Origin of the sequence: Caproicibacter fermentans (assembly GCF_014303955.1) — a bacterium.
In the GTDB taxonomy this organism is placed as follows: Bacteria; Bacillota; Clostridia; order Oscillospirales; family Acutalibacteraceae; genus Caproicibacter; species Caproicibacter fermentans.
Map to the genome: position 1 here is coordinate 2,873,671 of NZ_CP060286.1, position 13,688 is coordinate 2,887,358.

Here is a 13,688-nt window from a genome sequence, read left to right on the forward strand (position 1 = left end):
CATGCTCAAGCTGCAGTTGACCCGAGACGGTGCCTATGACGACGAATATCTGGAGCTTCCGGCAACTCTGGCCGATGTCGGTGAGGTAATGTCACAACTGGATGAAACAAGCAGCAATGTTGCTTCCACCCGCATCTACGGCACCATCAGCGACGTCTGGAATATCGGACGCTACTTGAAGCGTGCAAACGTGAATGATCCCGATCAGCTAAAAAAGCTGAACCGCATCGCGGAGATCGTCAACACGCTGGGCCGCGAGCAGTGCTTCGTATTCGAGGGTGCGTTGGATGCCGAGTCTGTAAATGGCCTGGATGATGTGATCGACATTGGAGAACGGCTGGAAGATTATATTCTCGTTCCCGAAATTACTACTGACCGGGAGCTGGGCGTTTGTCTTGTGGAATCCGGCGTCAAGCCTTTCAGTGAAAGCGTCCGACCTTATCTGGACTACGGGAAGATCGGCACCGAGTATTACGCCGATCACGGCGGCGCGTATATTTCCTGCGGCTATGTTCTCAGAAAAGACAGCGCGGATCAGGCCCTGCTGGATTTTACCCAGCCCCACCAGGCTCAGGAGTTCGGCGGAATGAATATGGGATAGCTATTCCCGCCGCTTCATGGTATCCTGTGTGCTTGACAAATATAAAGGAGATGAAAATTACACATGAGCGTAAACGCCAGAGAGGAACAGTATGAACATGTGGAGCTTTTCGGAAAACCCGCCCTCTTTACGAATTCCCGCATTGACCGCGCCACGATACCCGAAGGCTTCCACTGCTACGACCTGCGCGGCTCCGACTACGATCCCGGCAAGCCGGTGACAGTGGAAAATCAGGTTGCGGTCAATCACGCCGGCACGGTGCTGACTGCTGAGCCGGTGACCATTCCCAAGGAGGGCTTCCGCCGATTGCGCGGCAAGCTTAATTTTCTCGGTGAATGCCTGACGCTGCCGGAATTCTGCGAGGAACACGGCATCGCGCTCCCGCCCGACCACCGGAAATTCATTCTGCGCCCCGCCTCTCCTAATGAGGCGGGATTTTTTTATGCCCTGCCGGAGGAACAGGACGCGGAGCTGGGCGCCATCGGCCATGTCCGCATTGATTTTGGGCACGACGGCAATGAGTTCTGGCACACCTGGCATCCTCGCGGCGACGAGTCGCTGAACAGCCCCGAGTTCAAGACGGAACTGACAGAGCTGGTCAACGAGCTCAGGGAAACCGGCCCTCTGAAAAATCTCAGTGCCATGTACGGCTATTGCGGCAATCGCGGCGGAGAGATCGAGGGCGGCTGGCGGCAGAACTACGGCTATGTGATTGAAACCGGGCGGTACCGTTACTGCCTGCGGTGCAATCCCGGCTCCGGAGATTACCACGCCTATCTCACCGCCTTCGACCTGCGGGCGCAACGGATGAACATGAAGCAGGAATCTCCAGAACAAAAACATGGCCTCACGGAGGCTGGAAAGGAACTGCTCCGGAACGCCGCGGACAATACGCTGCCTCACAGCTACAGCTGGTTCATTTTTCAGGATTATAACACGCCCAGTGAAAAGCTCACCAGCGACCTGACGCTTCCGGAGGCGATCCAGTTATATAACGACATAGGCAGCGGCAACAAGCGGCTCGGCGTGACCAAGGACGGGATCGCCACCGTGGATCTCGCAATCACGCTGAACGGCGAACAACAGCTGTCGGAGGACTACACCCGACTCGCCAGCTTCTCCGGCGATCCGGTCATCGCGGAGGCGGCGGAAACGCTGCGCGGGGCAATCATAGAACAGACGCCCGAGCAGGGCATCACGATGGGAGGTTTATGAAATGAGACAGAACTCCGAATGGGTGAAATTCATAAAGGAACAGTATCCGCCCGGCACCCGCATCCGGCTCACGGAAATGCGCGATCCCTACGCTCCGGTGCCACCCGGCACTGAGGGAACCGTTGATTTTGTTGACGATGCCTGCGGGATACACATGCAATGGGACAACGGCCGCACCCTCGCGCTCATCCCCGGTGAGGATCGCTTTTCCGTCATTCCGCAGCCGCTTCAGACGCTGAAGCTGTACATGCCGCTCACCGTCAGAAGCTATGAGCGCAACGAATACGGCGACATGGACGATGATCCCATTGAGCTTGACGGCCGGACGGCCCTTTCCTATGAGGATCACATTCTCGCCGCCCTTCTGAAAGAACGCAGGCCGGAGGAAACGGAGCGCGGCCTTATGAAATACTACGGCGCGGACGACAGCGTAAACAGAAAGGTACGGTCTTACGTTTTCACAATAGAACGTGTTCAGGGCCAATTGATGGGGGTTGCCGAGTGCCACGTGCAGGGCGATCTGATGGCGGAGGAACTCGACCGGCTCAAGGAAACCATCATCGGTCAGGCAGCAGACGGCTTCGGGGAAGGGTTCGAGCAGCGCCCAATCAAAACCGGGGACGGCGAAATTTATGTCAGCCTGTGGAGCAGTGATAAAAGCTGGAGCATCATGACACGGGACGAGTTGGAGCAGGGCCAGCAGATGGGAGGAATGACGCTTGAATAATAAAACTATGGAGCTGGAGATCAGCCGCCCCGGCCCGTTCGGGGCAAACACTTCCGCAACCCTCGTTCTGCCTGCCATGCCCTATGAAATTCTGGACGCGCTGGACAGGGCGCGCGTGACGGATGAGCGCGTCATTTACTCCACGGAGATCCTGAGCTGTGAGCTGGACTACCTGCCGCAGTTTCTCAGCCCGAGCTCCAACCTTTATGAACTCAACCACCTGTGCAATCGTCTGGCTTCCCTCAGCGATTGGGAGTTGGACTGCTTCGAGGGCATGGTCATGATGGACGCTGTGCAAACCAGCTACGCACCCATCCCCTTGGACCGGCTCATCAACATGACCGCCAGCATGGAGCACTGCCAGATCGCCTATGAAGCGCACGACGACGAATCCCTCGGCAAATTCTACGCGGAAAACGGGTTTGTCCCGCAGCTCGACAGTGTGCCGGACAATATCTACGCCTGGCTGGACTTTGAAAAGATCGGTAAGGAGATGCGCGAGGGCGAGGGCGGCGTCTTCACTCCCCACGGTTATGTGGTACAGAACGGCATCATCGCACGGCTGTACCAAAGCGGAGAGGCCGTTCCCGCCGAGAAGCCGGATTATACCGTACTCCTTCACGTGACTAAGGGACGCTTCAACGATCCCGAATATGACAACGACCTTTCAACGCTCCTGAAGCTGCCCACCGGCGATCAGGAACTTTTTCACGCGGTGAAGGAGGTTGACGCAGCCTCCCCGGAGGAATGCGCGTTCACCGCCGTGGACTGCACCGTCCCCCGGCTGATGGAAAAGATCACTGACGAGCTGGAAGCCACGAACGGCGACTGTTACGGGCTGGTTAATGAGCTGGCCGGACAGCTCCGACACCTCGACCGGGAGGGCGGCATCCCGGTCTGCAAGGCCATGATCGCAGCGGCGCCCGATGACATCTCACTGGACGAGGCGCTCGACCTCGCGTATCAGGCCGACGAGTTTTCTCTTCTGCGGGAAGCCGCCACCCCCGCGGACTACGCGAAAACGGAGCTTGCGAAATGCTCAATCCCTCTGAAAGAAGAACTGTTTTCCGGCGATGCGGCTCTCCATCATTACGGCGAAAAGCTCATGGAGCACAACCTCGCCTCCGCCACCGATTATGGCATCCTCGTCTCCCGAAACGGCCGGACGGTGGAGCAGTGCCTGAACCGGCCCGGGCCGCAGATGGAAATGAGGTGAAAAAGATGAAAGCATATCCGTATCCCTACCCGTGGAAAGATCTTTCCGGCAGCATGGATGAAACGGCATATCTGGAACGCCGCTTTGCCGAAATGTCCGTCCGGGAACGGTATTTGCTGGAGGGTGCCGCCCGGCTTCAATCCATCGACACCGCCGCGGACATGATTAATCTGACGGAGCAGCTCGACAGCTTTTCCCTCTGCCTTGGCGCGACGGATGACGCCGCGCTCGGCGCTTATGTCGCCCGTTGCCGGGAAAGAATTCCCGAAAAACAGATACCCCTTCTTGATACGGCGCGCTGGGGACGCGACCTGCGGGAGCAGCATGACGGGGTTTTCACATCGGGCGGCTTCGTGGAGCAGACCTCTCCCCTCCGGCAGATCTACGCCGCCGGGGACTCTCTCAGCAAGCTGACGGCCGGAGACGCCGCCATGCGGCTGAAGGTTGCGTCCGCTCACTGTCCGGACGGCGTGTGGCTCATGCTCCCCGACCACGAACCCATCACCGGCGAGCCGGACGAGCGGGCCGCCGCGCGGGAAGTGCTCGGCGTGACGGGATGGGACGGCGCGGTCTTGCTGGAGGCGAAATGCTGCCTCTGGAACATCACGAACCCCGCGCGTCAGTACGCGACTCTCGAACAGCTCATCGACGCCGGAAATAACCTCGGTTACGTGCTGGAGGAACAAGAACAGGGAATGACCTGCTTCGACGAATATTTCCGGGCGGCAATGGAGCTGGAGGGCTGTACCCGGCTCGACGAGGCGCTGGACATCTCCCAAAATCTGAACTGCTATGATTTCATTCCTTCCGAGGAACATTGGAAAAAGTTCGGGCGCCGGATTGCTGAACGGGCAGGAATTATCGCTCCCAACAGCACCGCGGCCCTGTATTTCGACTATGCCTCCTACTGCAAGTCCGAGATCGAACGGCTTGGACTCAAGCGCTGCGCGGACGGATATATTGCCCGGAACGACCAAGCGTTCATCCATGAATTCAGCGAACCTGCCCCACAGGAACAGAGTTTGAGCCTGAACCTATGAAGGAGGCTGGCGACATGAGTATGATATTTTCTCTCGTCGGTCTGGAAACCAACACCGGCATCCGGGATATCGGGATCATGGGTGGCATACCGGAACTGGAGGACATCCAGAACTCCAAGGTGTACCGGGAGCTGGTGGAGGACTGCGGCGAATCGGAATACATCGCCGTCGTTGTCAAGTCCTTCCGTTATGGGCAGGGCCCACCCGAGCCCGCCTCCTCGGAAGACCTGAGCTGGATCGGGATGCATCCTGAGATTGTGAAAAACGGCGACGCGGCGGAGCTTCAGACCTCACGCTTCGCCATCCTTTATCCCGACCAGGGGATGCAGTTTCATATGTAGCGCCTTCTGATTTTAAAAGAATCGGAAGGCGCTTTTTGCGTTTCAGGGAAAAAAGCAGGTCGTCGTCAAATCGATACACAATCGCATACGGAAAACGAGAGGCGCTGTCTTTGTAAAAAGGCGGCGCCTTTTTTGTTTTCCGGGAAAGGAGCGCGCCATGCGCCAGGAAACCAAAGCAGAAGAAAAAACAGGAGCCGGAGCGACCGGCCCTCCGGAGAAACACACCGTGCCCCCTCCGCGGGATCTCCCACGCTGTGAGGGCTGCCCATATCCCCGCGTCGGCTTTATCTGCTGGAGTCCGGACGGTTCCTGCATGAAAACCGACATGGACAGATTCAGCCGCAGCCGGAAAGGCGGGTGACGCGATGAACAGCATCATCAGCTGGGTGGGCGGCAAGAAAGCGCTGCGGGATCTCATCTATCAGAAAATGCCGAAGGAGTTCGGACGGTATATCGAAGTCTTCGGCGGCGGAGGCTGGGTGCTGTTCGGACGAACACCCGACGCCGCCATGGAGGTCTACAACGACTTCAATTCCGACCTTGCCAACCTGTTCCGCTGCGTCCGCGACCAGCCGATGGCGTTCCTGAAGGAGTTGGGTTTCCTGCCGCTGAACGGCCGGGATGAATTCTTTGTGCTGAGAAAATTTCTGGAGCAGGAGGAATTCACCGACGCGTTTATGCGCCAGGAGCTGGAGCTTGCCCAGCGGGAGCTGACGCCCGTCCAGTTCGACGAGATCAAGGCGATTCTTTTGGAAAGAGCCGAGATGAACAATATCCGGCGGGCCGCCGCGTTTTTCAAGGTGATCCGCTACAGCTACGGAAGCGGCTGCACCAGCTACGGCTGTCAGCCTTTCGATATCCGTAAGACTTTCGATCTCATTTGGCAGGGCAGCCGGAGGCTAAAAGATACGGTCATAGAGAACAAGGATTTTGAAGAACTCATCAAGCAGTACGACCGGGAAAACGCTTTCATCTATTGCGACCCGCCGTACTATCTGACGGAAGGCCACTACGCCGTGGAATTCCGCAGAGAGGATCACTTCCGGCTGCGGGACACCCTGAAGGGCTGCCAAGGCAAATTTTTAGTCAGCTACAACGACTGCGAATTCATCCGGGAGCTGTACCAGGATTTCCGGATCGAAACGGTCAGCCGCCTGAACAATTTGGCGCAGCGGTACGACAGCGGCTGCGAGTACGCCGAAGTCCTGATCTCCAACTACGACACCGGCGAACGCCTGCGGGACTTGCCAATCCAGCTGGGGCTTTTCGATACCGCCGGGCTTACCGCGTGAAATCGACCCAAATATATTTTAGGAGGAAACCAATATGAAGCTTTTGAAAGTGTCCGCAAATGTGGACAAGGAGGGCCGCCTGGTTCTGCCCATGGAGTCCGTGAAACTCGAAGGGTTCCGGCCCGGCGACGAGGTGTTCGCTCTTCTGGCCGTCCCGGAGGACGAAGAATTTCCCGGCCTGATGATGCTGGCCGCGCCGAAGGATTCGGCCATGTCTTTCTTCACACAGGACTGCGGCGGCGATGAGGACGGAGAAAGCGCTGAGGAAGCGGACGATTTCGCCCTGCCGCACGATCTCCTGCGGGCCGCGGGCATCCCCATCGACGGGGATCTGGACGTCACCTGCGTCCCCGGCGCCATTATCATCCGGGAATCGGACGTCCTCGACCGCCTGCCGGACGGTCTCCGGGAGATATTCCGGTCCTTCGGCATCCATCCCGACACCGTGCGGGAGGTTATGAAAAAGGAGGGTTACTTCGCATGAAAGCAAAGCAGATGTATAAGGTCGTGGACGGCAAGGGCCGTGTCCTCATTCCAAGAGAGCTCCGCGCCGCATCCGGTATGGATTACGGCGACATCGTCCGGCTTGGCGTCAGCCAGGGAGCCGTCAACGTGAAAAAGGTGGATCTCATCGAGGTTGGCGACCAGTCTCCGGAGGCGGTGGAAGCCTTCATCTACGCCGCGATCCGGGACATGCCAGAGGAAAAAAAGATCGCCATAGCCGCGAAGCTGCTGGAACAGCTTCAGGGCGGGAAGGAGCCGCTTCGTGTCAACTGAAAAATCGCGGTACGGGCCCGAGGACTGCGTCCGGACCGGAACCGGCATGTTTATCGCCGGTTTCGTGGCCGTCATCGATCCGGATGCTCTGCCGGAAGACCAGCGCGGCGTCCGCCAGCTCCTGTTCTGCGAAGGCGGGGCAGGCAGCTTCCCAAACGCGGCCGACGACGCCGTGCGCGCCGTGTCCCTCTCAAACGGAGAATGCGTCATCAGAAAGCGCGGTGAGCTTCTCGGCCTGTTAAAGCCCGAACTGCTTCCCGACCGCGCGCGGCTCCAGCTCTCGCAGATTCGTCCTCTGGATTCGGAGATTCCGAAGAAACCGGAGTTTTTCGGCTACTGCTTCCTGCCGGACGGCCGGTACGCTTCAGGTGTCCCACTTGCGAATGATCTGGAGGTCCGGGAGTACATCGATATCCAGAGCCGCTACCAGCACCGCCTCATGATCTGTGACCGGGAGGATTGCTGCGTTTTTGATATGCGGGAGGGCAAGCTCATTTTCCCGACGAGGGAAGCTCTGGACGTACAGCGTCCGGAGTCTGACAGCGGCATGGAACTGAAATTATGAACCATATGCCGGGAAAGGAGGAACCCCCATGGACGGCATTCAGGTGAAAAACAACCGCATCCTGTACTATGGCAACACCGCGGGATATCTTGACGCAAAGCGGAACAAGGCGGTCGTCGACCCCATGTTCCGCACCGACGAAATGGAGTCTTATCTCTCGGAACAGAAAGGGCTCTCGGTGGAATGGGCGTCCGGTACCTATGACCGTCTCACGTCCGGCATCTCCGATACGGAGGGCAACCCGCAAGTGCTGAAAAAGTGCCGGATTCATCAGCTGAAGCCAGACGCCGACGTCATGATGAAATTCATCGGCTACGACGAGCTAACGGAACGCTTCGGGGAGCCGGACCCGGAAAATTATGAGGTAGTATACGACGGTGAGGTAAGTACCAACGATCTCGAAGCGCTCTATGAGAAATTCAACATCGACCACCCGCCCGGCTATAAGGGCCACAGCCTCTCGATCTCGGACGTGGTGGAGTTGTACGACGTGTCCGGCAGCACCTTTCACTATGTAGATCGCTTCGGGTTTAAAGAGATTGGCTTTCAACAACCTGGACAGGAAATGTGTCAGGGGCCCGCCATGAGCCCTTAAAAGATTCTCAAGGATTTTATCACATATGGAGGTGTGATATGCAAAAAAGGATTTTGATGATTGTCCTATTCATTCTTTTGCTCGTGGCAATCGGTATCACTTTTTCTTTTTGCCATGCCGGGACACCGAATGGCAGCCCATCCCCATCCAGCCAATCGGCCCCTTCTTCGCTCGATGATAACGGCAATGCCTTACCGGGCGGGTACGTTCCCAAATCCCGGCAGGAGATCCTATCCGAGCTGCGGGAGAAGGAGGTCGTAGTCACCGACAAAGTAAGCGAACAGATCGCTTTTTCAAGCGGTGGAAAGGGCACAGTCGGGACATGGACGGTGGAAAACCCGGCATCCAACAAGGTAATTGAGCAGTGCGCTGTCATACTGAACGGGCAGACTGTCGCAACGTCGGTGCCAATTTATCCAGGTCAGCACATTGAACAGATTACGCTCTCCCAGAAGGTGGCCCCCGGTACTTACGACGTCATCGCAAATATCAAATATTACAGCACGGATACCAAGTCACTGCTCGGCCAGGCGGATTACCGCCTTAAGCTCACCGTTTCATAATGAGTCGGAATTTCGGCTTACAATCAGATTTATAAGGAGGATTCCCCATGAAAAAAGGTATCAAGAAACTGCTGGCGGGTATTGTCACCCTTACTATGCTCACCCTCGCGGCGGTTCCGGCGTTTGCTGCGACCACCACAACCGATTCGGGCACCGGCAGCGTCACCGGCAACGTGACGATCAACGGCTCCATTTCACCGCTGACTATCAGCGTGACGCATCCGATCAACGTGGCATACGCCATCAGCCCCGACGCCGGCACGTTCACCTCGCCGGACATTGGGATCACCAATAATACCAAAACGGCGGTCAATGTTACCGTTCAGTCCCTCACCGCAGCATCCGGCGGTACACTGACCTTTACCGATGTCGATCCTGCGGCGAAAAGCTGGAATACGCTGAACAACGCAGATTCCAAGAAATACATCGCGCTCGGCGTGAAGGCAAAGGACTCCATCGGCTGGAACTCCGGTTACAGCACCGCCACCCATTGGGCGACCACCCCGTCGTCGCTGCTGGTCGGATCGCTGAACCCTGCCACGACCGGAACCTTGACGCTTACGGCGGATTACGGCCTTGCCTTTGACGCGGCCTACACCGCAAACCACAGCCTCGTGTTCCTGTTCCAGCTCACATAACCGATAACGGACAGGCTGCCGGAAGCACATCGCTTCCGGCTATCTGCCCCCCGGAAAGGAGGTCAAACTCTTCATGCATCACTTAAAGCGCCTGCTCTTCGTCCCGTTTCTTTCGCTCGCGCTGCTGTTTTCCTTCGCCGCGCCCGGCGTGACGGCTTCGGCCGCGACAGCGTTGACCCTTTCCGCTTCGCCCAACGCGTCCGGCAACTATGTCGCGCTCAGCTGGACCAACAGCGACAAAAACCAGCCGTACAGCTATATGCTCTACAGCAAGTCCTCCCACGAATCCACGTTTCAGAGCATCCCCTCCAAAAGCAGCGTGAAGGTGCTGAACATTTACCCCGACGTGACGTCCACCGTAACTTTTACAACATGGACGGGACAAAACTACACCCTGCCGAAGTCGGCGTCACTTAAAATGTGGATGGAGACTCCAAACCAATACGACTCCAAAGGTTACGGCAAGGGTTTAATTTCAGTCGATACCGTGTCCATCACCAGTTATAACGCCAATCCGAACGCATACCTGAAGAATTCGGGTGGCTCGTATAAGTACGATACCCTCTATTTTGGAGCATGGGATGCCTTTGCCAGCGAGGATCTTTCGGCTGCGGCGGAAACCGCTACCGACACTTTCATCAAAACCGGCAGAGGTGTGCTGTTCGGGCACGATACTATGGTAGACAACAGTGGCATCTCCATGCCGAATTTCTTTAAATTGGCCCATTACTGCGACATTCAGACCATCAGCAATTACACAGTGCTTGGCAACACGCAGATCAAGGTTTTGAAAAAAGGCTTGCTCACCAACTATCCATGGCAGATCGGAGACGTCGGCACGGTGCTGAATGTACCGCTTTCTCACTCCAACCAGATGGCCTTCGGCGATATATGGATGACCTACCAGCAGCCTTTTACTTATCCAAACAGCGCTCTGGTCACCTCGGGCATGGGCACCAACAATTTCTACCTCACCAGCTGGAGCAATGCCGCCATGATCCAGACGGGGCACAGCAATGGCGATGCCACCCCTGACGAGCAAAAAGTGACGGCTAACACGCTCTTCTATTTGAGCCAGATCACTACGGATACTTCGTGGAACGATCACAAGGGGCAGGATCTGGATTCACCGGACGCACCGGCGATATTGGGTGTCACCCACAATGCTGGCCGGACGCAGTACACGATCAGCTATTCATCGCAGGACAATGCCACTGGTTATCAGTATTATGTGGAAAGCACAGGCGAAAACGATGGTGCGAAATACAGTTCGTCCACCATCAGCACCAGTATAGAAAGCGGCATGCGGGGATATTCAGTTTCCGTAGACAATAACCCTTCAGGCATTCCAAACGGTATGGTTACCACTACGATGGGAAGTTACACTTTTGCACGGCCCTCCGGCAGCGGCTTCTATATTCACGTCGAGGCAATTGATGCGTCCGGAAACATCTCTCCGGTGACGACCTACCATGTGGACGAGTTAGTTTCCATTACGCACCCGGTCAGCGTCGGCTATGTGATCGATCCCAACAGCGTGGCTCCTTTTACGGCACCGGATGTCCAGATTATCAATAATTCCACGATTCCCATCCGGGTCTCGGTTCAGAACCTTTCCGCGACCGCAGGCGGTTCGCTCACGCTGAACGATGTGCCGCCGTCCAAGTATGCGGACTGGAGCAAGCTGACATCCGCGCAGACCAAGTCGGATATCGCCTTCGGGCTGGTGATCAGGGAAACCGTAACCGGAAGCGGCACATGGTCGGAGATCAACCGGACAACCCCGCTTTATGCCTCAGATATAACAGGCAAAACTCCAATTGGCATATTGAACCCCAATGGTGCCACAGGGACACTGGTGCTTACGGCGAAATACGGGCTTGCCTGGGATAAAGCATACACCTCGGTTCATGCTCTTACGCTATTTTTTGACCTTACAGACTGAAAATACTTCTCGGCTGTTTGGCCGCATCCATCTTGGACGTGGTGGAGCTGTACGATGCGTCAGGCAGCGCCTTTCACTATGTCGACCGCTTCGGCTTCAAGGGAATTGCGTTTCAGGCGCCGGAGCAGGAACAGCGGCAGGGCCCGCAGATGAGCCTGTGACCCACGGCAGCCGAACGGCTGCTTTTTTATTTCACAGCAAGGAGGATTTACCAATGTCAGATGAGTTTCCGATTATCTACCCCTATTCTTGCGAGGAAGCAAGAAGCCGGAACCAGATCTCCCAGTGGCGTGAGAGCCACAGGGAGAATATCGCGTGCAAAAACGCCATTGAGGAAGCGATCCGCAGGGATTTTGACGGGATGCACCTCAAGGCTGAATGCGCACAGAGCGTGATCGAACAATACGGCTTCAAACGCGTTCAGCGGGTGCTGGCAAACACCGTACAGCAGAAATCATGGGACGGGCGCTTTTCCCATGACAACAAAGCCTGGGCAAAAAGCGTGTACATCCCGCCCGATAAGAACAGCCTTACAGACCACAATCTGGAGTATGTGGCGGAAAGCCACCCCGCCGTGCTGGATGGCTTCATCAATCAGTACCGCCGCGCGTATCAGGCGCTGGAACTGTTCGGCCCCGGCCAATGCGAGCCGGACTCCGATAAGCTGAGCTACGAAGGCCGCGTTCTGGTGCTGTCGCCGGACATTTTGAAGGAGAACAGCTGGAGCCAGCAGAATCAGCTCTGGCTGGCGACCGGCGGCTTCGGCTGCGCCCCCAATTCTTCCGGCCGGGCGGTGTTCGCCACCTGCCTGAACGATGGAGAAAAAACGCGCTGGAACCGCGCTGACTTTACCGGCGTTCTGCAAGAGCAGCTTCTGCCCGATTGGGCGAAGGAAAAGTTCTCGGAGCTTCAGGAGCAGCAACCGTCCGAAGGCATGGGCGGCATGAAGATGGAATGATCACAGACACAAAAATCTGAAGGAGGAAACGATCATGAGTAAAAACCAGGCAGCCGAAAAAGCCCCGCAGACGGCGCAGAGCGCCGCGGAACAGCCCATGCCGATGAAAGTAGACGTGAAAATCGGCTCCATCCGGCCGGAGGGCAGCGTCCGGGCCTTCGCGTCCATCAACCTGAACGACTGCTTCGCCATCCGGAACGTCAAGGTCGTGGACAGCACCAAGGGCCTGTTCGTCGCCATGCCCAGCTACAAAGCGGGCAACGGCGAGTACAAGGACATCTGTTTTCCGGTGACCAAGGAATTCCGGGAGCAGCTCAATCAGGCGGTGCTGGACGCCTATCATCAGGTTCTCACGCAGAGCCAGAACCAGGGACAGACCCAGCAGAGGGCGGCAACGCCCCCTTTTGAACAGGCACCGGAGCAGGGTTCCGGTATGAAGATGGCGGGGCTGTGAGGCCCCGCTTTTGCTATGAAAAAACATATTGGAGGTAAAGCGAAATGAAGAAATTTCTGAGCAACACAAAGAACGGCCTGGTTTCCATGGCGAGGCGCGCGAAACGCGGCCTTAAAAGTATGGCAGACAAGGCCAGATATGAGCTGACCATGTTCTACCTGAATTCCCGCGGCCTGCTTCGCTCCCAGAGCGGCGAAGGCTACGTGGACACGGCCATCAAAATCCTCATCGCGGTCGTCATCGGGGCGTTGCTGCTGGCGGGCCTCTACGCTCTGTTCGGGGAAACGGTGCTGCCGACCCTGAAGAAACGCATTCAGGACATGTTCAACTATGGCGGTTAACGGTCCGCTTCTTCTGCAGGCGGTCAGCTTCACCATTCTGCTGACCGCCGCGGCGGTGTGCGATATCCGCAGGCGAATCGTTCCGAATCTGCTCTGCGCGGGGATCGCCCTGACGAGCCTTCTCGCGTTTGAACCGGAAAATCTCGCCGGAGCGCTCATCGCAGTGATCCCGCTGGTGATCGCCCGGTTTTTCGGCGGTATTGAGGGCGGGGACATCAAGCTCATGGCGGTGTCCGGGTTGGTGCTGGGTTTCCGACAGAGCCTTGCCGCCGCCATTCTCGGCTTCACCGCGTTTGCGGTGATTTCCGGCATTTACACGTTAATCGGGAAGGTGCGCGGAAGGGATACGGAACAAAAGCCGTATCCCCTCGCGCCCTTTCTCTCTCTCGGCTGTCTTGCAGCCTATTTTCTTTTCTGATG

20 protein-coding genes are annotated in these 13,688 nt (G+C 56.9%); all 20 read left to right on the plus strand.

From position 1 onward, the window contains the following. Window position 1 precedes the first annotated feature (1 nt). The gene (locus HCR03_RS14195) at window positions 2-601 is read left to right on the plus strand and encodes a hypothetical protein (RefSeq protein WP_187034862.1); all 600 of its coding nucleotides are present in this window, start codon (window positions 2-4) and stop codon (window positions 599-601) included. A 63-nt stretch (window positions 602-664) separates the two neighbouring features. Continuing rightward, window positions 665-1,816 (plus strand): LPD28 domain-containing protein, encoded by a 1,152-nt coding sequence (locus tag HCR03_RS14200; RefSeq protein WP_187034864.1) that lies wholly within the window; start codon window positions 665-667, stop codon window positions 1,814-1,816. A gap of 1 nt (window position 1,817) precedes the next feature. After that, complete coding sequence (locus tag HCR03_RS14205; protein ID WP_187034866.1) at window positions 1,818-2,543, plus strand: DUF4314 domain-containing protein; 726 nt, start codon at window positions 1,818-1,820, stop codon at window positions 2,541-2,543. Then, window positions 2,536-3,759, plus strand: coding sequence for an antirestriction protein ArdA (locus HCR03_RS14210; RefSeq protein WP_330601015.1), 1,224 nt, complete (start codon window positions 2,536-2,538; stop codon window positions 3,757-3,759). Before HCR03_RS14205 ends, HCR03_RS14210 begins: the two co-directional genes overlap by 8 nt. Window positions 3,760-3,764: 5 nt before the next feature. Next, window positions 3,765-4,799, plus strand: a complete 1,035-nt coding sequence (locus HCR03_RS14215) for a hypothetical protein (protein ID WP_187034868.1) — start codon at window positions 3,765-3,767, stop codon at window positions 4,797-4,799. A 14-nt stretch (window positions 4,800-4,813) separates the two neighbouring features. After that, window positions 4,814-5,140, plus strand: coding sequence for a hypothetical protein (locus tag HCR03_RS14220; protein WP_187034870.1), 327 nt, complete (start codon window positions 4,814-4,816; stop codon window positions 5,138-5,140). 157 nt (window positions 5,141-5,297) lie between these two features. Further along, window positions 5,298-5,501, plus strand: coding sequence for a hypothetical protein (locus HCR03_RS14225; protein ID WP_187034872.1), 204 nt, complete (start codon window positions 5,298-5,300; stop codon window positions 5,499-5,501). 4 nt (window positions 5,502-5,505) lie between these two features. Continuing rightward, window positions 5,506-6,432: a DNA adenine methylase gene (locus HCR03_RS14230; RefSeq protein WP_187034874.1), complete on the plus strand. Its 927-nt coding sequence runs from the start codon at window positions 5,506-5,508 to the stop codon at window positions 6,430-6,432. A 34-nt stretch (window positions 6,433-6,466) separates the two neighbouring features. Then, on the plus strand, window positions 6,467-6,916 hold the full coding sequence (locus HCR03_RS14235; protein WP_187034876.1) for a hypothetical protein: 450 nt from the start codon (window positions 6,467-6,469) through the stop codon (window positions 6,914-6,916). Further along, window positions 6,913-7,209 (plus strand): AbrB/MazE/SpoVT family DNA-binding domain-containing protein, encoded by a 297-nt coding sequence (locus HCR03_RS14240; RefSeq protein ID WP_187034878.1) that lies wholly within the window; start codon window positions 6,913-6,915, stop codon window positions 7,207-7,209. Before HCR03_RS14235 ends, HCR03_RS14240 begins: the two co-directional genes overlap by 4 nt. Beyond that, window positions 7,199-7,774, plus strand: a complete 576-nt coding sequence (locus tag HCR03_RS14245; RefSeq protein ID WP_228724974.1) for a hypothetical protein — start codon at window positions 7,199-7,201, stop codon at window positions 7,772-7,774. Before HCR03_RS14240 ends, HCR03_RS14245 begins: the two co-directional genes overlap by 11 nt. 28 nt (window positions 7,775-7,802) lie before the next feature. Next, window positions 7,803-8,369: a YodL domain-containing protein gene (locus tag HCR03_RS14250; protein ID WP_187034880.1), complete on the plus strand. Its 567-nt coding sequence runs from the start codon at window positions 7,803-7,805 to the stop codon at window positions 8,367-8,369. 38 nt (window positions 8,370-8,407) lie between these two features. Continuing rightward, on the plus strand, window positions 8,408-8,932 hold the full coding sequence (locus HCR03_RS14255) for a hypothetical protein (protein WP_187034882.1): 525 nt from the start codon (window positions 8,408-8,410) through the stop codon (window positions 8,930-8,932). Window positions 8,933-8,979: 47 nt separating this feature from the next. Next, window positions 8,980-9,570 (plus strand): hypothetical protein, encoded by a 591-nt coding sequence (locus HCR03_RS14260; protein ID WP_187034884.1) that lies wholly within the window; start codon window positions 8,980-8,982, stop codon window positions 9,568-9,570. Window positions 9,571-9,643: 73 nt separating this feature from the next. Beyond that, a complete protein-coding gene (locus HCR03_RS14265; protein ID WP_187034885.1) occupies window positions 9,644-11,515 on the plus strand; it encodes a DUF5057 domain-containing protein in 1,872 nt (623 codons plus the stop codon). 38 nt (window positions 11,516-11,553) lie between these two features. After that, a complete protein-coding gene (locus HCR03_RS14270) occupies window positions 11,554-11,676 on the plus strand; it encodes a hypothetical protein (RefSeq protein ID WP_456236871.1) in 123 nt (40 codons plus the stop codon). 53 nt (window positions 11,677-11,729) lie between these two features. Then, complete coding sequence (locus tag HCR03_RS14275; RefSeq protein WP_187034887.1) at window positions 11,730-12,473, plus strand: DUF3849 domain-containing protein; 744 nt, start codon at window positions 11,730-11,732, stop codon at window positions 12,471-12,473. A gap of 34 nt (window positions 12,474-12,507) precedes the next feature. Continuing rightward, window positions 12,508-12,927, plus strand: a complete 420-nt coding sequence (locus HCR03_RS14280; protein ID WP_187034889.1) for a SpoVG family protein — start codon at window positions 12,508-12,510, stop codon at window positions 12,925-12,927. Window positions 12,928-13,046: 119 nt separating this feature from the next. Continuing rightward, complete coding sequence (locus HCR03_RS14285) at window positions 13,047-13,268, plus strand: DUF6133 family protein (protein ID WP_187038135.1); 222 nt, start codon at window positions 13,047-13,049, stop codon at window positions 13,266-13,268. Next, window positions 13,258-13,686 (plus strand): prepilin peptidase, encoded by a 429-nt coding sequence (locus HCR03_RS14290; RefSeq protein WP_187034891.1) that lies wholly within the window; start codon window positions 13,258-13,260, stop codon window positions 13,684-13,686. The genes HCR03_RS14285 and HCR03_RS14290 overlap by 11 nt, the downstream gene beginning before the upstream one ends. Window positions 13,687-13,688: the final 2 nt, after the last annotated feature.